Source organism: Campylobacter subantarcticus LMG 24377, assembly GCF_000816305.1.
Classification (GTDB): Bacteria; Campylobacterota; Campylobacteria; order Campylobacterales; family Campylobacteraceae; genus Campylobacter_D; species Campylobacter_D subantarcticus.
Genome location: NZ_CP007773.1, coordinates 995,417 through 1,019,800 on the forward strand (window position 1 = coordinate 995,417; position 24,384 = coordinate 1,019,800).

The 24,384-nt window shown below is 26.3% G+C and carries 18 protein-coding genes; all 18 read right to left on the bottom strand.

The window, feature by feature from the left end; all coding sequences use genetic code 11:
- The 18 genes from CSUB8523_RS05240 to CSUB8523_RS05320 all read right to left on the bottom strand — a co-directional run bounded on the left by CSUB8523_RS05240 (window position 1) and on the right by CSUB8523_RS05320 (window position 24,381).
- Window positions 1-648 carry a hypothetical protein gene (locus CSUB8523_RS05240; protein WP_039663801.1) on the bottom strand — a complete coding sequence of 216 codons (648 nt, stop codon included), beginning with the start codon at window positions 646-648 and terminating at the stop codon, window positions 1-3.
- Between the two features lie 390 nt (window positions 649-1,038).
- Window positions 1,039-1,455 carry a DUF805 domain-containing protein gene (locus CSUB8523_RS05245; protein WP_052242990.1) on the bottom strand — a complete coding sequence of 139 codons (417 nt, stop codon included), beginning with the start codon at window positions 1,453-1,455 and terminating at the stop codon, window positions 1,039-1,041.
- A 12-nt stretch (window positions 1,456-1,467) separates the two neighbouring features.
- Window positions 1,468-2,376, bottom strand: coding sequence for a ferrochelatase (gene hemH, locus CSUB8523_RS05250; RefSeq protein WP_043019850.1), 909 nt, complete (start codon window positions 2,374-2,376; stop codon window positions 1,468-1,470).
- Window positions 2,377-2,604: 228 nt separating this feature from the next.
- Window positions 2,605-2,775, bottom strand: a complete 171-nt coding sequence (locus CSUB8523_RS10630) for a hypothetical protein (RefSeq protein ID WP_316248803.1) — start codon at window positions 2,773-2,775, stop codon at window positions 2,605-2,607.
- A 610-nt stretch (window positions 2,776-3,385) separates the two neighbouring features.
- Window positions 3,386-4,000 carry a hypothetical protein gene (locus tag CSUB8523_RS05255; RefSeq protein WP_235362526.1) on the bottom strand — a complete coding sequence of 205 codons (615 nt, stop codon included), beginning with the start codon at window positions 3,998-4,000 and terminating at the stop codon, window positions 3,386-3,388.
- A gap of 86 nt (window positions 4,001-4,086) precedes the next feature.
- Window positions 4,087-5,367 carry a hypothetical protein gene (locus tag CSUB8523_RS05260; RefSeq protein WP_043019851.1) on the bottom strand — a complete coding sequence of 427 codons (1,281 nt, stop codon included), beginning with the start codon at window positions 5,365-5,367 and terminating at the stop codon, window positions 4,087-4,089.
- An 18-nt stretch (window positions 5,368-5,385) separates the two neighbouring features.
- The gene (locus CSUB8523_RS05265; RefSeq protein WP_043019852.1) at window positions 5,386-9,096 is read right to left on the bottom strand and encodes a hypothetical protein; all 3,711 of its coding nucleotides are present in this window, start codon (window positions 9,094-9,096) and stop codon (window positions 5,386-5,388) included.
- A gap of 61 nt (window positions 9,097-9,157) precedes the next feature.
- On the bottom strand, window positions 9,158-9,865 hold the full coding sequence (locus CSUB8523_RS05270; RefSeq protein ID WP_043019853.1) for a hypothetical protein: 708 nt from the start codon (window positions 9,863-9,865) through the stop codon (window positions 9,158-9,160).
- The gene (locus CSUB8523_RS05275; RefSeq protein ID WP_235362528.1) at window positions 9,862-11,946 is read right to left on the bottom strand and encodes a hypothetical protein; all 2,085 of its coding nucleotides are present in this window, start codon (window positions 11,944-11,946) and stop codon (window positions 9,862-9,864) included. Before CSUB8523_RS05275 ends, CSUB8523_RS05270 begins: the two co-directional genes overlap by 4 nt.
- 7 nt (window positions 11,947-11,953) lie before the next feature.
- Window positions 11,954-13,537 carry an Mbeg1-like protein gene (locus tag CSUB8523_RS05280; protein ID WP_043019854.1) on the bottom strand — a complete coding sequence of 528 codons (1,584 nt, stop codon included), beginning with the start codon at window positions 13,535-13,537 and terminating at the stop codon, window positions 11,954-11,956.
- Window positions 13,518-13,892, bottom strand: a complete 375-nt coding sequence (locus CSUB8523_RS10195; RefSeq protein ID WP_167333028.1) for a hypothetical protein — start codon at window positions 13,890-13,892, stop codon at window positions 13,518-13,520. Before CSUB8523_RS10195 ends, CSUB8523_RS05280 begins: the two co-directional genes overlap by 20 nt.
- A gap of 600 nt (window positions 13,893-14,492) precedes the next feature.
- A complete protein-coding gene (locus CSUB8523_RS10550) occupies window positions 14,493-14,615 on the bottom strand; it encodes a hypothetical protein (protein WP_256378628.1) in 123 nt (40 codons plus the stop codon).
- A gap of 141 nt (window positions 14,616-14,756) precedes the next feature.
- Window positions 14,757-15,569: a hypothetical protein gene (locus tag CSUB8523_RS05295; protein WP_043019855.1), complete on the bottom strand. Its 813-nt coding sequence runs from the start codon at window positions 15,567-15,569 to the stop codon at window positions 14,757-14,759.
- Between the two features lie 86 nt (window positions 15,570-15,655).
- Window positions 15,656-16,933, bottom strand: coding sequence for a hypothetical protein (locus CSUB8523_RS05300; RefSeq protein ID WP_043019856.1), 1,278 nt, complete (start codon window positions 16,931-16,933; stop codon window positions 15,656-15,658).
- A gap of 86 nt (window positions 16,934-17,019) precedes the next feature.
- On the bottom strand, window positions 17,020-18,306 hold the full coding sequence (locus CSUB8523_RS05305; RefSeq protein ID WP_043019857.1) for a hypothetical protein: 1,287 nt from the start codon (window positions 18,304-18,306) through the stop codon (window positions 17,020-17,022).
- Window positions 18,307-18,324: 18 nt separating this feature from the next.
- Window positions 18,325-22,035, bottom strand: a complete 3,711-nt coding sequence (locus CSUB8523_RS05310; RefSeq protein ID WP_043019852.1) for a hypothetical protein — start codon at window positions 22,033-22,035, stop codon at window positions 18,325-18,327.
- Window positions 22,036-22,096: 61 nt separating this feature from the next.
- On the bottom strand, window positions 22,097-22,684 hold the full coding sequence (locus CSUB8523_RS05315) for a hypothetical protein (protein WP_052242991.1): 588 nt from the start codon (window positions 22,682-22,684) through the stop codon (window positions 22,097-22,099).
- Window positions 22,684-24,381, bottom strand: a complete 1,698-nt coding sequence (locus CSUB8523_RS05320; protein WP_235362529.1) for a hypothetical protein — start codon at window positions 24,379-24,381, stop codon at window positions 22,684-22,686. Before CSUB8523_RS05320 ends, CSUB8523_RS05315 begins: the two co-directional genes overlap by 1 nt.
- Window positions 24,382-24,384 lie beyond the last annotated feature (3 nt).

The following is a 24,384-nucleotide window of genomic DNA, read 5'->3' on the forward strand; positions in this document are numbered from 1 at the left end:
TTATGAGTTTTTTTGTAAGATTATTTCTATTTGCTTTGTAAAATTTTGAGTGTATATGTCTTCTTTTGTATGAAATTTTTTACTTAGTCTTTTTATTATAGGAAAATGAGAATAAAACTTATCCCAATCTAGCGTAGTATAAAATTTAATAGAACGCTTTTCTTCTCTTACTTCATTTGTTTTATTATCTACATGGCGTGAAAAACGCTCTGAATTTTGCCTTAGTTTTTTCATCTTTTGAGTTTGTGTGTTTTTTGGATAAGGGGTATAATGTAAAATAAGAGGTTCTATACCTTTACTTTGTAAGAAATTTTGTATTTCTTTTAGTCTTTGTTCTGCTTGGGGATTATTAGGTTTGTTTTGTTTTATGGGAAGATGATAATTTTGTATTGTATCTATCTTAGGGCTATTTTGCCACAATACTTGAAGCTGATAGCTAACAGCCCAACCTAGTGTTGCTATTTCATTATTGCTTTTTTGATAGTATTTAAATTCATTATAACAACACTCTAATTCTGTAGGCAAAACTGTTTCATCATATTGTAAAGTACTAAAATTTATATTATTAATATAATTTTGACTCTTTAAAGTTTCTTCATTAATATGTCCTACTGGAACAAGATTTTCCCAAAAAAGTTCTTCATCCATTATTTCATCTTATTGTTTTTATATTTTTTAGAAATTTCTTAAGCATGCTCTCATTTAAATTTATAGAATACCTAGCTTAGCACATTCTAGCATATTTATAAAGTTTCATATATTTGACTTGTTTTTCATATATTAATAATTTTTTTTCTTGTAATTCTTTATATTTTTGAATATCAGGGCATATCATTTTTTGTATTTAGAAACATACCTATGTCAAGCCATTCATATGTATAACAATTTTTATATAAAATATTTGTTGCAATTTCATAATATTGATATTCTACTTTTTGCATCCTTAACCTTATATTGCTCTCAACAAATTTTACTCTTACAACATTGTTTTTTGCTGATAGATTATTTGATGAATTTTTAAGACTTGCAAAACAAGTCTTAAATTTGGGCAACATTAATTAAAAAAATTAAAATTCCAATGATTAGATTAATACTAAAGTATAGGATAAAATTTCTAGTTTCTGGTATGCGTTCTCCATATTTATTAGTAAATTCATTTGATTTGAAACAATATAAAATCACAAACACGATTATAGGAATAATCAAAATGTATAAAAGCTGCCACCATCCACTAAATCCTATATCATGCAATCTTCTTGCACCTATGGCAAATATAGGCAACAAACTTGCGAGCGAAAAAATATGATCAATAATTGGCAACCACCAAAAAAATGCCAAAGCCACACAAAAACTAACGAGAATTTGCATGAGCATCACAGCCCAATAATCACCCCTATTAGTTCGCGTCTTAAAGTCGGTAGCTTGTTTCCAAAAATTCAAATAAAGTTCAAACATTTTAAAATCCTTTTATAAATTTAATAAATAATTCAAAACAAACTGAACAAATTCATCACTATCATTAGGACACGCAATTAAGTCATAATCATATTTTGCTAAATGTCTATATTCTATACCTAATTCAAAAATCGTTTCAGAACAATCTATGCAAAAAGATATAGGATAAATCAAAGCTTTATTGTTTAAATTTGCTAAAATATCACTTGTATTTGGCTCAAGCCATTTTACAGGACCTAGTTTAGACTGATAAGCTAAAATAAATTCATCAAAATGATCTTTTAGTTTTTCTTTTAAAAGTTTTATATGATCATTTACATGCTTTTCATATAAATCGCCTTTATCAATAATACTTTGTGGCAAAGAATGTGCTGAAAAAATCAAAGTTTTAGCATCAAAATTACTTTTCTTAGCTAAAATGTGCAAAACTATCATCTCATTGTAAAGCTCATTTTTGTAAAAGATATCTATAGTTTTTATTTTTGCTTGAATTTTTTGCTTTAAAATTTCATTTTGTAAAACTTCTAAAGATGAAGTTACTGTGGTGCGAGAATGATGCGGATAAAGCGGGAAAAGAATAATTTCATCATTTTCATTTAAAGTATATTTTTGTAAAACCTCTTTGGCAAAAGGAGGCACATAAAGATTAATAAAGTCAAATTTAAAGTCATTTGTTTTTACATTAAGCTTTTCACACAAGCTTTGCGTAAACTCATTGAGTGGAGATTTTCCACCCATTTGTTTATAATTTTCCCTCATAGCTTTTACGCGAGATTTTGTAATAATCCACGCCACAAATCTTCTTATAAATTTATTTTTAATACCTAAAATATAAGGATCATTAAACATATTTTTTAAAAAAGTTTCGCAATCTTGTAAATTTGTAGCTCCACCCATATTTAAAAATAAAACTAATTTCACTAAAAACCTTTTATTAATTATATTTTACTTTAGTGTAAATTGAAAATCAATTGTATCCATAATATTTAGCATTCTTTACTATCTTTTTCTAAGATACATTATAACAGAGTTTTATAATTTAAAGCTGAATGCAGCAAGATAACATTATAAGCTATTGAGCACTTAGCCATTTCTTGTTAAATTCTCAAGATTGCTTTCAATCTTTTCTTGTATTTTTATAGAATTAGCTTATATTTTATCCACATCAATACTTCCAACAATATCAGCAACAAATTCACTTAAATCTATTTCACTAAAATCTAACTTTTGAAATTCTTCTGGAATAAATCCTCCATAATCAAGACTTTTTAGAGAACCACAATCTCTTCCAATTTGCGGGTATCCTTGCTCATTAAATATTTTTGCTAATTTTGAATTAAAACAACAATGTGTTTTTTATCCTGAATACAACCTATGAATTTAATTTTTTAGAGCAATATTCACCAACTTCTACACATCTATTTTGCTTATTGAGTTTTGCTAGCTTTTTTCATCTTTTCATTTTTAAGTTTTAATTTCTTAAATGATAAGTTTTATTATCATTGTAAAAACTTTGGTTTAAAAATACTTTTTTTTAAAAAATACATAGTCTTTACAAAAAAGCTTCTTGAGAAATTTTATTTAAATGTATATCTACTAAACCCAATGACATTGCCCAAATTTTTTAAAACCTCTCTATTATATTACCTTTAAAACCCTGTTATTTTTTTCAAATCAATTGCAAAGTTTTTATTTTGATTAATAAACCACACACTTACTACTTTCTACCTTCCTTACTTCAACCTCACATTCATAATCATATTAGACAAAAAGATACTATCTTGTTTAAAGCCTTTTGAGTCATATGCATTTTTTGATTGTATAGTTTGTATTAAAATTGAAAGATTGTATAAACTTAAACTCTCTAATATATTTACAAGTTCTATCTTACTTAAAGTATTAAAATCATTTAATAGTCTAAGATAACTACTTATAATAGAAGAAGAATTGATATTATTAAATACGATTTTATTTTTATATCTTCTTTAATCAAGAATTGATTATCTTTTATATACAAATAAGTTTTAAGATGATGATTACTTAATATTTGATTATAAAAACTTAAAAGGCTTTCTTTACTATTTAAATCTATAAAATTTAAAAATATATTTTCTTTTAATAATGCTTCTTGTAATTCTTTTAAGTTTTTAAAAGCTTGATTTATTCTAGAAAGATTTTCCAAAGCATAAATAGTGTTGTCATCTTTAGAAATTACTCTATTAATGTTATATTGTAATAAAGGGTTTTTATAATATGTATCACTATTGATTAAGATATTGATATAAAAAGATTCTTTTATATTAGTATGCTTTTTAATATGTAAAAATTCTAAAATATTTAAAAAAGCATTAGGTATGTAAAATTGATCTAAACTAAGTTGCAAAAAATGATTCATATTATACATAGAAAAAATATCATTATCTTTAATCAAATTATCTTTATTTAGATTAAACAACATAACCCCACCAAAACCCAATAAGCTTAAATTTTTTAAATTCTCTAAAGCTTTTCTTTTTTCTAAATCAATTTGAAGTATTTTTTGCATTGTTTTTCCTTTCTTTAATTAGCCTATACATAAACCATTTTTCATAATGATAGTAGTGGCTAGTGTAGTTATGAAATTCATTATTTTTACTCTTTTATGTTATGTTCTTTAGCATAAGCTTGTATTTTAGCTCTTAAATCCTCTGGGAAATTATATCTATATATGGCAGGAATTCTTGGATCTTTTAATCTATCTAGTTTGTGTTTTTTATAAATAAATTCTAATCTTTCTGGGCTAAAATAATAAGGTGCATTAGGATAGCCTTGTGGAGGAGTTAGAGCTGCTAGTTTGGCTTGTAAAACCAAAGTATCTAGCCACAATTTTACTTCTTTTTGCGTCCAATCACTTGGGATATTATCACCATAACCATTTAACATCCCATTTTTATAAGCATCTCTTTTGTATTCAAATTCCCACCTACTCTCTGGAGTAGAATCTATATCCCTTGGATCTTTTAATTTGCCTTTTAAAACATCATCATCTAAAGCTCTGATAATATCACCTGCTTCATCATAAGCAAAATCATACTTGTTTAAATCAATAATCCAATCCACTCCTATAAGTTCATCTAAGAAAGGAAGCATTCCAAAATCATCATAAGGAGGATTTTTAGAAAAATCTTTTAGCATTTGAGCTTTAAGAGGGTTTTTATGTATACCATCTACTAAACCTCTATATGCATAAGAATCATAAAGACTCTTAAGACCTTGTTCATGTCCTAGTTGTATGAGTAAAAAATTTATTGCTTGGGTTCTTGCTTTAAATCCTGTCATAGAAAGTTGCAAGGCTCCTATAAAGCCTTTTATATCTCCTAGTATCCCTGCTGCCAATTCCCATTCACTCATAAATAAATATCCATTACTTAAATGAGCTAAGCCTCTATTGCTTTCTACTTTTTTATAAAGTTCTTTATAATCTTCATTGATTAAATTTCCTTTTTCATCTACATTGGTATAAGCTTCATAAGGTATATCTATAACAGTACTTCTTAATCCACTTCTTATAACTAAATACTTATATCTTTCTCTTTTAGTTTTTAAAGATTTATAATAAGCTTTTTCTGCTTTAGTCCAAGGAGCTATAGCTCCTTTTATAGGATCTTTTAAATAAATACTTTGCCAATCTTTAAACTCAAGCAAAGTAGAACTTTGCCCTGTGTAAAGATTAGGATCTAAATATCTGGGTTGATAGTCTTTATAGGGGGAGTTTTTTAGGATTTCGTGGGCTTTGAAAAGAGCTTTGGAATGTTGCTCAACATACTTATCTATAGGCTTATTAATTGTATCACCAATTAATATTTTATTTGTATCTTTTTCTACATTTAATATAAGTCCATTTGGTGTATAAATCTCATAAGTTTCACTCATTGTTTATCCTTTCTTTAATTAGCCTATACATAAACCATTTTTCATAATGATAGTAGTGGCTAGTCTGCCTATCATTTTTGGTGGTTTTTCTTCAGAGTTTTTATTTTCATTAGAGGTCGTCGTGTCCTCTTCATCTGTTTTTTGTTTTTGCATATTCTCACTCTTTTTATTTACTCCCGCATACAAAGCCTTAATATTATTTTGCCCTATGGTATCTAAAGCCCTTAAGAAATTTCTATGTTTTAAAGGATCAGGGGTGTTGTTTGTTGCTTTAGTGTTAAATACATCATTATCCATATCTTCTAAATAATCCATACATTGATGATAAGCATCTATGGCTGATAAACCTTTTACTTCTCTATTTTTATACTCATCATACAAAGCCCTTTTTGCTTCATCGTTGTTAATAGCTTGTAGTTTTTGGTTATATTTTTGTATGTTTTCTTTTTGAGTTTTACTAAGACAATCAGAGATTAAAAAATCTTCTTCGTGTTTTAGTTTTAAAAGCCTTGGTTTTATAGCTAAATCATGTAAATAAGAATAGGTATTAAAAAAGTCTATATCCTCTATGGTTTTTAAATCACCAGTTTTTGATCTTAATTCATCTAAACATAAATACGCAAAAAGTTTGTTTAAAAGATAATTTCTTACCCTTTTTGTGCCGCCTACATCTTTATGATAAATAAATAAAGCTTCTTTCTCTCCCAAACCTCCTGTTTGTAGCTTTCCCCCTGTAAACATAGAAGTAAAATTAAAAGAAATAAAAGTATTATTAATAAACATAGGATAAGAGATGAATCCTTCTTGTGCATTTGTAGGTTTTTTTACTAAAACATAAGGAGGGTTATATTTATGAGCAAAATTTAAAAATTGCAATCTTTCGTGTTCTTTTTTACTTTGTTCATATGCGCTAATCCATAATTGATTGATCAAATCTGTAATGACAGCTTGAGGTAAAGATATGAAAGATTCTTTGGCAATACTACGAATATTTTTTAAAGTAAAATTAAATTTATATTGAAAAATTTGTTTTTTGCTGATATTTGTTATATCTTTAAAACCATCATGATTTTTTAACTCTTTAAAGCTTGGATCATCTACTAGCATAATAGCTTCGTATTTGTTTTTATTTTTTTGCATATAGCAAAGTTCTAATAAAGCTATTTTATTTAGTCTTTTAAGTCTTTTGTTAAATTGTTCTTGATTTTGTATTTTAACCTTTTTCATTTGAATACTTGAATTCATCATCAAAAACAATAAATAACTTATACCTATACTTTCATAAAAAGCTTTTTGTGCTTTAAGGGTTAAAAAATTAAGAATGGTTTTACTAAGCAATTTAGCAAATTTAAATTCATCTGCTCTTAAAAAATCTGCAAAAGGAAAGAATTTATCTATAAAAACATCCATCATAGCCACTATAGTTTTTTGCGGATTATAAGGAATTTTATTTATATTATTTTTTTCTATATCTTTTATCAATTCATCAAGTTCATTATCGATTTTTTTGTTTGATATTTTCTCTTTTTCAATCAATGCGTTTATTTGTTTTAGATTATACTCCACTGCTTCATCTTGGGTTTGATGATTTTCACTTTGAGGCTCTTTTAGGGAAGATAAAAACTGTCTATCTTCCTCACCACTAATTTCATGATCTTTTAATTGTTCTAAATAATCCACAAATTCTTCTATACAAAAAATTTCATTTTTTGCGAGTTTAGCCTTTTGTTGTTTTGAAAAACATAGGGGAATTTTTTCTTCATTTATATTTAAAAAGACATTTGTAGGAAGTATATCAATACTTTCTTCCTCTTCTATTTGTATACTTTCACAATTTGAAAACAATTTCCACCAAGCTTGGAAATCAGTTTGAATAAAAGAATAAAAATGTTTTATCGTATAATAAGTTAAAGCAAGTAAAATCACATCTGTGATAGTAAATACATTTTTCTTTACAAAACTCTCTCCTTTGTATACCACACCTGTGTAAGTACCTATTTTAGGCTGTGCAATATGGGTGATACTATCTATATAAGTTCTTATGCATTCTATGCCTTCTTGAAAGTATTGCTTTTGTTTTTCTAAGAAAGTTTTTTTATTATTTGCTTGATAAAAAATAGATTGTAAATAATGATAATTATATATTTTATTGATATTACTAGGATTTTTTATAAAATTCATATATTGAAATATATTTTCTAGATTGTCATCTGCAATATCTTTAAATAACTCTTCTTTTTCTTTTACTGTATCTTCAAAGCCTTGATAGGTTTGATAATTTAAGCAAATAAAAGGACTTAAAGAAAGCACAAAGGCATCTTTTTCATTATCAATAATATCGATTTTATATTTACTATAATCTATCATTGCATCGTAGTCTTTTGGAGCTTTGATTAAAATATCGTTTTGTGTTTCATCTTCTATGGTATCTGGATAAATGATGGTATTTTCAAAAATTTCTTCTGTGAGCTTTTGATGAAGTCCTGCATTAAATTTTTGTGGAGCATTTGTAATGATAAGAAAATTTTTTGCATAATAAGATTCGTTTTTTTCACTCTTTAAATCTTTTATGATTTGAGCTAGCGCAATAGAGTTAAAATACGGACTTTCTATATAGCTTAGCCTGTTTTGATCAAGGGACATTTGTTTTTTAAGTGCCTCTTTAATAGAATATCTATTATGCAATATTAATTCTTCTTTGGAATTTTGAGTGATGAGCTTTAAGAATTTTTTATTGTGAAAATCTTTAAAAATTTCTTCGTTTGATTGAAGATAAATTGCAAGATCTTGCTTATGATATGCTAATGATTGGTTCCTTATTGTCCCAAAGCCTGAAAAATCAAAAAGAATTTTATGATCTATGATCAAAGTGTAATGATCAATTTTGTTTTCAAAAAGAGTAAAAATATAACCAATATCACTTATGAGTAGTTGCACAATAGCATTATAAATAGCATAAGAGTATTTATCTTCACTCCACTTTGAAATTTCTTTATAAGCTTTTATCAACTCAAAAGCACTATCACTAATAACTAACAATGGCTGTGTTTTTGTTAAAAAGCTTTTCAATCTAAAGATATTGACAATACCAAGAAAAGCATTAATGATTTTCTTATATACAAGATTATAACCTTCTGCATGAATATCTTTAATATTTTGTATTAATTCATTAAAGACAAGCTCTATTTGTTCATTTAGTTTATACTCGTTTAATTTTTGATATTCATCGAATGATTTTAGTTTTTGAAGTATAGGGATTTTTAATTTCTCATTAATGCAAATGATTAAAGAATTAATATTTTTGTTCTCTTTTTCTAGTTTTTGTGTCATAGCTTCTGAAATAGTTTGATTTTCAGATTTTCCCAAGGCTTTTACAAAATCATCTAAAATGCTTGTCATATCGCAAGATAAAGGAGCGATGGTAAAGTTTGGGAGATTATTGCTAAGCTTATTAGAATCAGTAAATTTTTCATAAGAATAATCATAAATTTGAACTTTTTTTCCTTTATAAGCAGATATTTTAAGAGTATCATATAAGTATTTATCTAAACTACAATAACAATCCTTAGCGATATCATAATCTGTTAGTGCTAAATTTAGTATATTTTTTCTTGAAAAATTATTACAATATAAAACTATATTTTTAGCTTGTTTGCAATATTTATCTATCAAGTTTTTAAGCTCGTTTTGATGATAAATATAATGACAAGCAAATTCTTTATTTTTCATTATCTATCTTTAAGTAAATATTGGCTTAAGATTTTTTATTTAAATAAAAATTTAAGTAAAATCATCTATTAATCTCTCCAATCCACCTTATAATATTACCTTTATCATCAATTTCTACTTCTAGATCTTTGTATTTGTTGTAAAATTTAGGAGCTAAGATTTCTTTGAAGTATTTTGTGCCTTTGGGGGTTATTGCTACCCAAAATGTATATCTATCCCAGTATTGTGGCATATCCCAATTAGAATATGCATAATCATCCTTGCTCATATTTGGATATTTTTCTCTAAGATCTATTACATCTCTATAATACGCATCAGTATAAAAGAAATTATCTCTAAAGTATATCCAAGCTTGATATTTATCACCTTGATTGGAAAGTAAATTTTCTTCCTTATCTTGTAAACCGCACATACCAAATTCTATATAACCTGCTAAGAATAGTTGTCCTATAATATTAATATATTCACTAATATAGGTTGGATTAGCAGAATTATCCTCTATCACATTTTTACTATCAAGCAAATATGCAAAAAACAAAGAATCTAATTCTATAGCACTATCATTTCCAAAATATCCTGTTGATAATTTTAAAATGGTTTCTTCAAAATGTTCTAAAATATCTGTTTTTGTAAGATTTGGAATTTGTAAAAAAAGTCCAAATTCTACATAGTAGCGCATTTTTTGATTGGCTTTTATTGTGTTGCAAATTTCTTCAGAAAGCTCTAAAAATATATAACTTTGCAAGTCTGTAAGTACTTTATATATCATTTTTTTAAATCCCTTATGCTATGTATTTTTGTTTGCTCTTCGGGCTTCTTATCAATTTCTACCGCTGAACCGCCAGATTTGGATTTTTGTCTTAATTTTACAATAGTTCCATCGCTCAGTTTTCTTATTTTTATAGTACCTTCAAGTTTATCTTTGCCTACATCTTCTAACATCTCTGCTCTCTCTGTAACATCCTCCCAAATCTCTTTTATTTGCTTATTATCCTTAGCCCAGAAAACATTTTCACTTCTTCCAAGTCTTAATTCTTTAGAAGTCTTAAGATTATATTTATTTTTTAATACCTCTATCACTTCTTTTTTGGTGGCATATTTGGATTTTTTCTTAGTAATATTTTTTACATTTTTAGGATTTTTCACTGCACCAAGCATTGCTAAAGTATCGCTAGTAATGCCAATATTTTCAAGTGAATTTGGAATATCTTCCACTATACCTTCTAATGGAGCAAATAAAGGTTTTATAGCTCCACTTGATGATTTTTCCCATTCTTTAAATTCATCAAATATTATCTCAATAAACTCTCCACTGCCATCTTGTGTTTGTATTCTTATCACATTATCAGGAATGAGTTCTTGGGTATTGTTATAATTTTCATTGATGTGAGTTTGTGTGGTATTTATATCATCTTTTATATTATCACTTGTAAGCATATCTTTATCATTTGCCTTAAAATAATCCTTAGTTAAAATATTAAACGAACATACATTTTCATTATCAAGCCACTCATCTAAACCTTTAGCAATTTCAAATTCAATCTTTTGCATTTTAGCAGGGGTTAAAAAAACTCTATAATGTATAATATTTTCTTTTTCTCGATAATCTTTATGATATTCAAAAAGCTCTTTAAAATACCCTGCTCCTAAATCTTTATATTCAAATTCTTTATAAGCACTTTTATAAACTTTAGCGATATTTTTTGGGATAATAAAGATTAATTTTAACAAATGCACACCAAGTGTAATTTTACACTCTTTATAATCATAGTTTTTACTAAAGTCTTGTTTAAGAGTATTTAGTATATTGACATCATTTAAATCAAATAAATCGTTTTTAGATAATTCTAATTGATCTAAACCTTGTTCGTTTTGATATAGAGTATCATTTAGGTATAAATTAGTGATTAAAAGATTATCTTTTTGATATTTATGTTCTTTATAATATATTCTTAACTTAGGCTCTTTTAGCTTTGTTTGGTTTTTGCTTTGCTTTACTAAGCCTTCCTTAGGATTAAAACTATGATCAAATTTAAACTTAGTAGGTACAAAGCTTACTTTTAAAGGATATCCTTTATCTGTGACACAAGCTGAGATGAGTTCTTGTAAGATTGCGTATTCATCATTGACTTTCTTTTGAGATAAAGAGCCTTTAACATCTACCACCTTAGTGCAAGGATAACTTACCTTTCCCATAGTATTGGGACAACCGCTTATGCTAGAATTAAGCAAATCACTTTCTAACATAATAGGCACACCATCATCTTTAAAAGTTTTTCCTTTGTTTGATTTAAGTATGACTTTACCTCCATGGATACATTCTAGGTTTTGATTTTCTAAAAGGGCATGAAGTTTAGCTATAGCTTGTTTTTTATTTATTTGTATGGTTTTTTGTTCTTTTAGAGTGTTTGAAATTAAATCTTTATACTCTAAGCTTTGCTTGCTTAAACATTCTAATTTGATATTTAAAGAATTTTCTATAATAGAATAATTAAGCAAACAAAGTTCATCATTTTTATAAAAGATGCTAAGTTTTCCTTTGCCACTATTTTCATCTTTAGGAGAAAAATAATAACTAGGTGTATCTTGTTTTATAGTATTATCTTGATCTAATTCTCCAAAGTAAAAGGGATTATTAGGAAGTTCGCTTGAGCCTGTAAGGAGAGTGGAGTTTAAGAAGATATAAGCTTGGTAGTTTTGAAGTTCTTCAAAAGTAAAATCTGTCGTTGCTTCTAATTTGTAAAGTTCATCATAAATACTTTGACAATCAATGATACTTTTATTTTCACAAAATAAATAAATACTTTTTTTATCTTTATAAATAGAATATAAAAAGTCTCTACTTATCATAATTTTCCTAAATAATACCTACTTTGGCTTTTCCGCTAAAATACAAAGCTTGCGATATTTTACAAACTCCACCTAAATATTGCTCATCCCAAATTTGATCTTTTATTTTATAACTTTTTGAATTATATCCGTATATTTTTGTTATATTATTAATATTTTCAAGACATTTCATATCTTTATAAACTACAATAAAAATTCTAAATTCTCCAATGGCAATTTTATGAGCTAAATTTTCTTGATTATTGACAAAAGAACTATCTTTTCTGTATTGATTAAAATCATTTTTATCAAGAATTAAAATATATTTTTCTTTTTCATGTGCCTTTAAAATAAAATCTATGATTTTTGTTTGACTAATGGTAGGAGCTTTATAGCTTGCATAATAATTATCTCCAACCTCTTCTAAAATACCATTTGTTTCTTGCATTATGGTGGCTATTAATGAAAGAAAATATTCAAAATGATTGATTTTTTCTGGAGAACTTCTAAAAAGTCCAAGAGGTCCATTTTTAAGAGCGAAATTTTTATTATTAATAGCATTATTTTTTAACACAAAAGTTTCTGTATATATTTGAATATTTTTCATAAAATGATTAAGATACTCTATACATTCACTAAAACTTTTATCTTTGACTTTGTTATAGTTAGCATCTAATTCTAAAAGATAGGAGTAGAAGTAAAGGGTTTGAGTTAGGGGGATTATGGAGTGAGAATCTTTACCCGTATAGATAGGCAGTCTATTGTGTGAGCCATATTGAGCAGAAGCGATGATTTCAATTTTACCATTATCATAAATGTGAGTGATTTTTTCTGAAACATCTATAGTGTATTTTCCTAAAAGATCTTGCATAATTTTTATTGTATTAGGGTTGATAATTACACTAGGAAAATTCCAACCATAAACACTAGGGGCATTAAAAGTATAAACTTCATTAGGGCTAAAAGATAATTTATCTTTATATTTAATATCACAATATATCAAAGCCATTTGAGCTAAATACCCACCCAATGAATGTCCTACAAATATAATGCTTTTGTGTTTATTTCTGATTATCTTATTTACTTGTTCTAAAAATTCTAAAAGAGAAGAAGATTGGAGGTTACCATTGAGAGATAAGACTAAGTCTTGAACTACATCTATATTTAACAAACCTTCAGTTCCCCTAAATCCTACAACAAATTTATCTTTTTGTTTATCGTAAAACAAAGTAGCGCTAAAGCCGCTTGTAGTGTTAGGCTGATGAAATTGAACTTCATATCTTTGAATGAAATTTTTAGTCTGTAATTCTCCGAATTCTCCGTTTAGTTTATCAAAATTTGTCTTTTCATCAAAGAAATTTAACATTTTTGATTGCCAAGCATCATCTTGTCTTAAATCAATCAATACTTCTTTATCTTTATATTTTTGACTGACAACATGTTCTAAATTTACCTTTATTTCTCTATAGCCTCTAAGAGAATTTTCTTCTTGAATTTTTTCTTGATTAAAATCTAACTCAAATATATTTCTAGTATTTAAAAAATCAAAATTAAAATAACTAGCTTGTGCAAGTTCTGCATAATCTTTTAAATTATTGATTTGAGTTTTCATTTTTATTTCTTTTAATTAAATAAATTATTGCAAATATTATAATATGCATCACAATAATAATTAAGCACAACTTAAAATTACTATTATTTCTATTAATCAATAGTAGCAACAAATAACAACAAATAGCAACAAATAGCAACAAATAGCAACAAATAGCAACAAATATATTTTTTGTATTTCTTGCTTTTTTATAAATTAAATAATAAAAATAAGGCAACAATGGAAAAAGATAAAATATAACAAGAAAAAAGAACATTTCAGTAAAAGTTGCATCATATGCCATATAATAACCTAAAATAGCCCCAAATCCCCAAATTATAATCCAAATAATATATAGATTTTTTAGTATTATCACACTACTTCCTTTTTTGTTGAAATTTAAATTATTATTAAAAAATCAAAAAACCAATCTATACAAGTTTAGCGTAATTTTTGAGATTGTTAATTTGAGTTTTATTACTCATTTTTTAAATCCATATAGAAAATAAAAAGATATAAAAAAATGTATAAAAAAATACAAAATAATAAAGAAAAATAATAAGAAAGTTCTTTTCTAAATTTAATAGATATTATTAAAAATAATATTGTATAAATACCTAATGTTATTATATAATTAAAAAATCCTCCCGAAATAAAGAAAAATAAAGAAAAATAAAGAAAAATAAAGAAAAATAAAGAAAAATAAAGAAAAATATTTTTGGATTTAATAGTTTCTTGTAGTGTTAAATATGATATGTAAGGTAACAATGGATAAGAATATATAAAAAATGCAATCTTTAACATATCACCAAAAAATTCTATATCACTAAAATAAGCATATAAAGAACTAAACAAAAAAATAATCCCCCAAAACAACCCCCAAGCAATGTATATTTTTTTTAATAAACCCATTTATTTTCCTTTTTATATTTTTAATAAAATTATCCTACTTTTTAAAAATCAAAATATAATTACACTAGGAACCATTCCAGCCATAAATACCAAGAACATTAAAAGTAACATATTGCAACATAGCATAACTAGCATCTGCTATATCAGCATAGTCTTTGATTTGGGTAATAAGTTCTTTAGGATTCATTAATATCTTTCCAAATTATATTCTTCATCACTTTTTATAAATTTTAGCAATAAAATATAATGTATGAATACAAACACTTTATTAAAGATGGTTTTTAAAGGCTTGATTAATAAACCACACACTTACTACTTTCTACCTTCCTTACTTCAACCTCACATTCATAATCATATTAGACAAAAAGATACTATCTTGTTTAAAGCCTTTTGAGTCATATGCATTTTTTGATTGTATAGTTTGTATTAAAATTGAAAGATTGTATAAGCTTAAACTTTCTAATATATTTACAAGTTCTATCTTACTTAAAGTATTAAAATCATTTAACAAGCTAAGATAATTACTTATAATAGAAGAAGTGTTAATACCATTGAATAAAATTTGATTTTTTATATCTTCTTTAATCAAGAATTGATTATCTTTTATATACAAATAAGTTTTAAGGTGATGATTACTTAATATTTGATTATAAAAACTTAAAAGGCTTTCTTTACTATTTAAATCTATAAAATTTAAAAATATATTTTCTTTTAATAATGCTTCTTGTAATTCTTTTAAGTTTTTAAAAGCTTGATTTATTCTAGAAAGATTTTCCAAAGCATAAATAGTGTTGTCATCTTTAGAAATTACTCTATTAATGTTATATTGTAATAAAGGGTTTTTATAATATGTATCACTATTGATTAAGATATTGATATAAAAAGATTCTTTTATATTAGTATGCTTTTTAATATGTAAAAATTCTAAAATATTTAAAAAAGCATTAGGTATGTAAAATTGATCTAAACTAAGTTGCAAAAAATGATTCATATTATACATAGAAAAAATATCATTATCTTTAATCAAATTATCTTTATTTAGATTAAACAACATAACCCCACCAAAACCCAATAAGCTTAAATTTTTTAAATTCTCTAAAGCTTTTCTTTTTTCTAAATCAATTTGAAGTATTTTTTGCATTGTTTATCCTTTCTTTAATTAGCCTATACATAAACCATTTTTCATAATGATAGTAGTGGCTAGTATAGTTATGAAATTCATTATTTTTACTCTTTTATGTTATGTTCTTTAGCATAAGCTTGTATTTTAGCTCTTAAATCCTCTGGGAAATTATATCTATATATGGCAGGAATTCTTGGATCAAGGAGTTTGTCTAGTTTGTGTTTTTTATAAACATATTCTAAATGCTCTGGAATCCAATAATAAGGTGCATTAGGATAGCCTTGAGGGGGAGTGAAAACTGCGAGTTTAGCTTCTAAAATAAGAGAATTCATATATAGTTTTGCTTCTTTTTTAGTCCAATCATTGGGAATATCTGTATTGTAAAATGCAACAGCACCTCTACGATATGCCCACATTTCACGATTAAACTCTTTCCTACTCTCTGGAGTAGAATCTATATCCCTTGGATCTTTTAATTTACCTTTTAAAACATCATCATCTAAAGATCTAATAGCTTTACCATCAGCATCATCTGCAAATTCATATTCTGTTAAATCAATAATCCAATCCACTCCTATAAGTTCATCTAAGAAAGGAAGCATTCCAAAATCATCATAAGGAGGATTTTTAGAAAAATCTTTTAGCATTTGAGCTTTAAGAGGGTTTTTATGTATACCATCTACTAAACCTCTATATGCATAAGAATCATAAAGACTCTTAAGACCTTGTTCATGTCCTAGTTGTATGAGTAAAAAATTTATTGCTTGGGTTCTTGCTTTAAATCCTGTCATAGAAAGTTGCAAGGCTCCTATAAAGCCTTTTATATCTCCTAGTATCCCTGCTGCTAATTCCCATTCACTCATAAATAAATATCCATTACTTAAATGAGCTAAGCCTCTATTGCTTTCTACTTTTTTATAAAGTTCTTTATAATCTTCATTGATTAAATTTCCTTTTTCATCTACATTGGTATAAGCTTCATAAGGTATATCTATAACAGTACTTCTTAATCCACTTCTTATAACTAAATACTTATATCTTTCTCTTTTAGTTTTTAAAGATTTATAATAAGCTTTTTCTGCTTTAGTCCAAGGAGCTATAGCTCCTTTTATAGGATCTTTTAAATAAATACTTTGCCAATCTTTAAACTCAAGCAAAGTAGAACTTTGCCCTGTGTAAAGATTAGGATCTAAATATCTGGGTTGATAGTCTTTATAGGGGGAGTTTTTTAATATACGATCAGCTTCAAACAAAGCTTTAGAATATTCTTGGGTGTATTTGCCTGTGGGCTTGGAGCTTTTGTCAAAATATATTTCATTGGTTTTTTTATTAACATCTAATATAGAACCATGTGGTGTATAAATCTCATAAGTTTCACTCATTGTTTATCCTTTCTTTAATTAACCTATACATAAACCATTTTTCATAATGATAGTAGTGGCTAGTATAGTTATGAAATTCATTATTTTTACTCTTTTATGTTATGTTCTTTAGCATAAGCTTGTATTTTAGCTCGAAGTTCTTGCGGAAAATTATATCTATATATAGCAGGAATTCTTGGATCTTTTAATCTATCTAGTTTGTGTTTTTTATAAATAAATTCTAATCTTTCTGGGCTAAAATAATAAGGTGCATTAGGATAGCCTTGTGGAGGAGTTAGAGCTGCTAGTTTGGCTTGTAAAACCAAAGTATCTAGCCACAATTTTACTTCTTTTTGCGTCCAATCACTTGGGATATTATCACCATAACCATTTAACATCCCATTTTTATAAGCATCTCTTTTGTATTCAAATTCCCACCTACTCTCTGGAGTAGAATCTATATCCCTTGGATCTTTTAATTTGCCTTTTAAAACATCATCATCTAAAGCTCTGATAATATCACCTGCTTCATCATAAGCAAAATCATACTTGTTTAAATCAATAATCCAATCCACTCCTATAAGTTCATCTAAGAAAGGAAGCATACCAAATTCATCATAAGGAGGATTTTTAGAAAAATCTTTTAGCATTTTCTCTCTTAAAGCATTAGCATGGCCTCCACCTGCTAAGGCTACAGAAGAAGAATAAGTACTAAGTTGGTGTTCTAAAGAAGGTTGATGTCCTAGTTGTGCTGCTAGAAATAATGCTTGATAAGCTCTAGTGGTAAATCCTGTTTTCCATAATCCTCCTCCACCTTTTGCAAAGCCTTTTATATCTCCTAGTATCCCTGCTGCCAATTCCCATTCACTCATAAATAAATATCCATTACTTAAATGAGCTAAGCCTCTATTGCTTTCTACTTTTTTATAAAGTTCTTTATAATCTTCATTGATTAAATTTCCTTTTTCATCTACATTGGTATAAGCTTCATAAGGTATATCTATAACAGTACTTCTTAATCCACTTCTTATAACTAAATACTTATATCTTTCTCTTTTAGTTTTTAAAGATTTATAATAAGCTTTTTCTGCTTTAGTCCAAGGAGCTATAGCTCCTTTTATAGGATCTTTTAAATAAATACTTTGCCAATCTTTAAACTCAAGCAAAGTAGAACTTTGTCCTGTGTAAAGATTAGGATCTAAATATCTGGGTTGATAGTCTTTATAGGGGGAGTTTTTTAGGATTTCGTGGGCTTTGAAAAGAGCTTTGGAATGTTGCTCAACATACTTATCTATAGGCTTATTAATTGTATCACCAATTAATATTTTATTTGTATCTTTTTCTACATTTAATATAAGTCCATTTGGTGTATAAATCTCATAAGTTTCACTCATTGTTTATCCTTTCTTTAATTAGCCTATACATAAACCATTTTTCATAATGATAGTAGTGGCTAGTCTGCCTATCATTTTTGGTGGTTTTTCTTCAGAGTTTTTATTTTCATTAGAGGTCGTCGTGTCCTCTTCATCTGTTTTTTGTTTTTGCATATTCTCACTCTTTTTATTTACTCCCGCATACAAAGCCTTAATATTATTTTGCCCTATGGTATCTAAAGCCCTTAAGAAATTTCTATGTTTTAAAGGATCAGGGGTGTTGTTTGTTGCTTTAGTGTTAAATACATCATTATCCATATCTTCTAAATAATCCATACATTGATGATAAGCATCTATGGCTGATAAACCTTTTACTTCTCTATTTTTATACTCATCATACAAAGCCCTTTTTGCTTCATCGTTGTTAATAGCTTGTAGTTTTTGGTTATATTTTTGTATGTTTTCTTTTTGAGTTTTACTAAGACAATCAGAGATTAAAAAATCTTCTTCGTGTTTTAGTTTTAAAAGCCTTGGTTTTATAGCTAAATCATGTAAATAAGAATAGGTATTAAAAAAGTCTATATCCTCTATGGTTTTTAAATCACCAGTTTTTGATCTTAATTCATCTAAACATAAATACGCAAAAAGTTTGTTTAAAAGATAATTTCTTACCCTTTTTGTGCCGCCTACATCTTTATGATAAATAAATAAAGCTTCTTTCTCTCCCAAACCTCCTGTTTGTAGCTTTCCCCCTGTAAACATAGAAGTAAAATTAAAAGAAATAAAAGTATTATTAATAAACATAGGATAAGAGATGAATCCTTCTTGTGCATTTGTAGGTTTTTTTACTAAAACATAAGGAGGGTTATATTTATGAGCAAAATTTAAAAATTGCAATCTTTCGTGTTCTTTTTTACTTTGTTCATATGCGCTAATCCATAATTGATTGATCAAATCTGTAATGACAGCTTGAGGTAAAGATATGAAAGATTCTTTGGCAATACTACGAATATTTTTTAAAGTAAAATTAAATTTATATTGAAAAATTTGTTTTTTGCTGATATTTGTTATATCTTTAAAACCATCATGATTTTTTAACTCTTTAAAGCTTGGATCATCTACTAGCATAATAGCTTCGTATTTGTTTTTATTTTTTTGCATATAGCAAAGTTCTAATAAAGCTATTTTATTTAGTCTTTTAAGTCTTTTGTTAAATTGTTCTTGATTTTGTATTTTAACCTTTTTCATTTGAATACTTGAATTCATCATCAAAAACAATAAATAACTTATACCTATACTTTCATAAAAAGCTTTTTGTGCTTTAAGGGTTAAAAAATTAAGAATGGTTTTACTAAGCAATTTAGCAAATTTAAATTCATCTGCTCTTAAAAAATCTGCAAAAGGAAAGAATTTATCTATAAAAACATCCATCATAGCCACTATAGTTTTTTGCGGATTATAAGGAATTTTATTTATATTATTTTTTTCTATATCTTTTATCAATTCATCAAGTTCATTATCGATTTTTTTGTTTGATATTTTCTCTTTTTCAATCAATGCGTTTATTTGTTTTAGATTATACTCCACTGCTTCATCTTGGGTTTGATGATTTTCACTTTGAGGCTCTTTTAGGGAAGATAAAAACTGTCTATCTTCCTCACCACTAATTTCATGATCTTTTAATTGTTCTAAATAATCCACAAATTCTTCTATACAAAAAATTTCATTTTTTGCGAGTTTAGCCTTTTGTTGTTTTGAAAAACATAGGGGAATTTTTTCTTCATTTATATTTAAAAAGACATTTGTAGGAAGTATATCAATACTTTCTTCCTCTTCTATTTGTATACTTTCACAATTTGAAAACAATTTCCACCAAGCTTGGAAATCAGTTTGAATAAAAGAATAAAAATGTTTTATCGTATAATAAGTTAAAGCAAGTAAAATCACATCTGTGATAGTAAATACATTTTTCTTTACAAAACTCTCTCCTTTGTATACCACACCTGTGTAAGTACCTATTTTAGGCTGTGCAATATGGGTGATACTATCTATATAAGTTCTTATGCATTCTATGCCTTCTTGAAAGTATTGCTTTTGTTTTTCTAAGAAAGTTTTTTTATTATTTGCTTGATAAAAAATAGATTGTAAATAATGATAATTATATATTTTATTGATATTACTAGGATTTTTTATAAAATTCATATATTGAAATATATTTTCTAGATTGTCATCTGCAATATCTTTAAATAACTCTTCTTTTTCTTTTACTGTATCTTCAAAGCCTTGATAGGTTTGATAATTTAAGCAAATAAAAGGACTTAAAGAAAGCACAAAGGCATCTTTTTCATTATCAATAATATCGATTTTATATTTACTATAATCTATCATTGCATCGTAGTCTTTTGGAGCTTTGATTAAAATATCGTTTTGTGTTTCATCTTCTATGGTATCTGGATAAATGATGGTATTTTCAAAAATTTCTTCTGTGAGCTTTTGATGAAGTCCTGCATTAAATTTTTGTGGAGCATTTGTAATGATAAGAAAATTTTTTGCATAATAAGATTCGTTTTTTTCACTCTTTAAATCTTTTATGATTTGAGCTAGCGCAATAGAGTTAAAATACGGACTTTCTATATAGCTTAGCCTGTTTTGATCAAGGGACATTTGTTTTTTAAGTGCCTCTTTAATAGAATATCTATTATGCAATATTAATTCTTCTTTGGAATTTTGAGTGATGAGCTTTAAGAATTTTTTATTGTGAAAATCTTTAAAAATTTCTTCGTTTGATTGAAGATAAATTGCAAGATCTTGCTTATGATATGCTAATGATTGGTTCCTTATTGTCCCAAAGCCTGAAAAATCAAAAAGAATTTTATGATCTATGATCAAAGTGTAATGATCAATTTTGTTTTCAAAAAGAGTAAAAATATAACCAATATCACTTATGAGTAGTTGCACAATAGCATTATAAATAGCATAAGAGTATTTATCTTCACTCCACTTTGAAATTTCTTTATAAGCTTTTATCAACTCAAAAGCACTATCACTAATAACTAACAATGGCTGTGTTTTTGTTAAAAAGCTTTTCAATCTAAAGATATTGACAATACCAAGAAAAGCATTAATGATTTTCTTATATACAAGATTATAACCTTCTGCATGAATATCTTTAATATTTTGTATTAATTCATTAAAGACAAGCTCTATTTGTTCATTTAGTTTATACTCGTTTAATTTTTGATATTCATCGAATGATTTTAGTTTTTGAAGTATAGGGATTTTTAATTTCTCATTAATGCAAATGATTAAAGAATTAATATTTTTGTTCTCTTTTTCTAGTTTTTGTGTCATAGCTTCTGAAATAGTTTGATTTTCAGATTTTCCCAAGGCTTTTACAAAATCATCTAAAATGCTTGTCATATCGCAAGATAAAGGAGCGATGGTAAAGTTTGGGAGATTATTGCTAAGCTTATTAGAATCAGTAAATTTTTCATAAGAATAATCATAAATTTGAACTTTTTTTCCTTTATAAGCAGATATTTTAAGAGTATCATATAAGTATTTATCTAAACTACAATAACAATCCTTAGCGATATCATAATCTGTTAGTGCTAAATTTAGTATATTTTTTCTTGAAAAATTATTACAATATAAAACTATATTTTTAGCTTGTTTGCAATATTTATCTATCAAGTTTTTAAGCTCGTTTTGATGATAAATATAATGACAAGCAAATTCTTTATTTTTCATTATCTATCTTTAAGTAAATATTGGCTTAAGATTTTTTATTTAAATAAAAATTTAAGTAAAATCATCTATTAATCTCTCCAATCCACCTTATAATATTACCTTTATCATCAATTTCTACTTCTAGATCTTTGTATTTGTTGTAAAATTTAGGAGCTAAGATTTCTTTGAAGTATTTTGTGCCTTTGGGGGTAATAATTGCATTGATATTATATTTATTCCAACTACTTGGAATATCCCAAGAAGCAATACAAAAATCATCTATATAAAAACACTCTTTAATGATATAATTATCTAAAAAATATTTCCAATTTTTATCTTTATCTTTGGTATAAGCTGATAATGTATTTTGTTTTTCATCGTTTATATAAAAATCAATTAAATCATTTAGAAATAATTTTGTAAATACTTTTACAAATTCACCTTGATAATCTTTTGTATAAAGATTAAAAATCATAAAAAATTCTGCATAATCACTACATTCTAAGAAATCACATAAAAAACTATACTCTACAATCTCTGTTATATCATTTTTATTTACTTGTTTATGTGTGGAAAATATATCAAGAAATGAATTTATATGCAAATCAAGCAAAACATCCCATTGTGGAAATAATTCTGCATTTATGGTTTCTAAAACTTTAAATTTCATTAAGGTTTTCCTAGGTTATTAATATGTATTTTATAATCTTTATTGTTAATTTTAGTATCTATCGTGGGCATATTGTCACTTTTGTTGCTTGAATAATTTCTCAACATTAATTTTGTGTCATCTTCTAAAATTCTTATAATTCTAATTCCTTTACTATTTGTTTCCATTATTTCTTTTTGATAATTTTTTGTTAACTTGTCCCATAAAACCATCAATTCATTTATATCACCTACTAAATAAATTCTATTATGAGATTTTTTTAATTTTTTAATTTCATTTAAAATTTCATTCTTTGTCAATGATTTTTTCTTAGTAATATTTTTTACATTTTTAGGATTTTTCACTGCACCAAGCATTGCTAAAGTATCGCTAGTAATGCCAATATTTTCAAGTGAATTTGGAATATCTTCCACTATACCTTCTAATGGAGCAAATAAAGGTTTTATAGCTCCACTTGATGATTTTTCCCATTCTTTAAATTCATCAAATATTATCTCAATAAACTCTCCACTGCCATCTTGTGTTTGTATTCTTATCACATTATCAGGAATGAGTTCTTGGGTATTGTTATAATTTTCATTGATGTGAGTTTGTGTGGTATTTATATCATCTTTTATATTATCACTTGTAAGCATATCTTTATCATTTGCCTTAAAATAATCCTTAGTTAAAATATTAAACGAACATACATTTTCATTATCAAGCCACTCATCTAAACCTTTAGCAATTTCAAATTCAATCTTTTGCATTTTAGCAGGGGTTAAAAAAACTCTATAATGTATAATATTTTCTTTTTCTCGATAATCTTTATGATATTCAAAAAGCTCTTTAAAATACCCTGCTCCTAAATCTTTATATTCAAATTCTTTATAAGCACTTTTATAAACTTTAGCGATATTTTTTGGGATAATAAAGATTAATTTTAACAAATGCACACCAAGTGTAATTTTACACTCTTTATAATCATAGTTTTTACTAAAGTCTTGTTTAAGAGTATTTAGTATATTGACATCATTTAAATCAAATAAATCGTTTTTAGATAATTCTAATTGATCTAAACCTTGTTCGTTTTGATATAGAGTATCATTTAGGTATAAATTAGTGATTAAAAGATTATCTTTTTGATATTTATGTTCTTTATAATATATTCTTAACTTAGGCTCTTTTAGCTTTGTTTGGTTTTTGCTTTGCTTTACTAAGCCTTCCTTAGGATTAAAACTATGATCAAATTTAAACTTAGTAGGTACAAAGCTTACTTTTAAAGGATATCCTTTATCTGTGACACAAGCTGAGATGAGTTCTTGTAAGATTGCGTATTCATCATTGACTTTCTTTTGAGATAAAGAGCCTTTAACATCTACCACCTTAGTGCAAGGATAACTTACCTTTCCCATAGTATTGGGACAACCGCTTATGCTAGAATTAAGCAAATCACTTTCTAACATAATAGGCACACCATCATCTTTAAAAGTTTTTCCTTTGTTTGATTTAAGTATGACTTTACCTCCATGGATACATTCTAGGTTTTGATTTTCTAAAAGGGCATGAAGTTTAGCTATAGCTTGTTTTTTATTTATTTGTATGGTTTTTTGTTCTTTTAGAGTGTTTGAAATTAAATCTTTATACTCTAAGCTTTGCTTGCTTAAACATTCTAATTTGATATTTAAAGAATTTTCTATAATAGAATAATTAAGCAAACA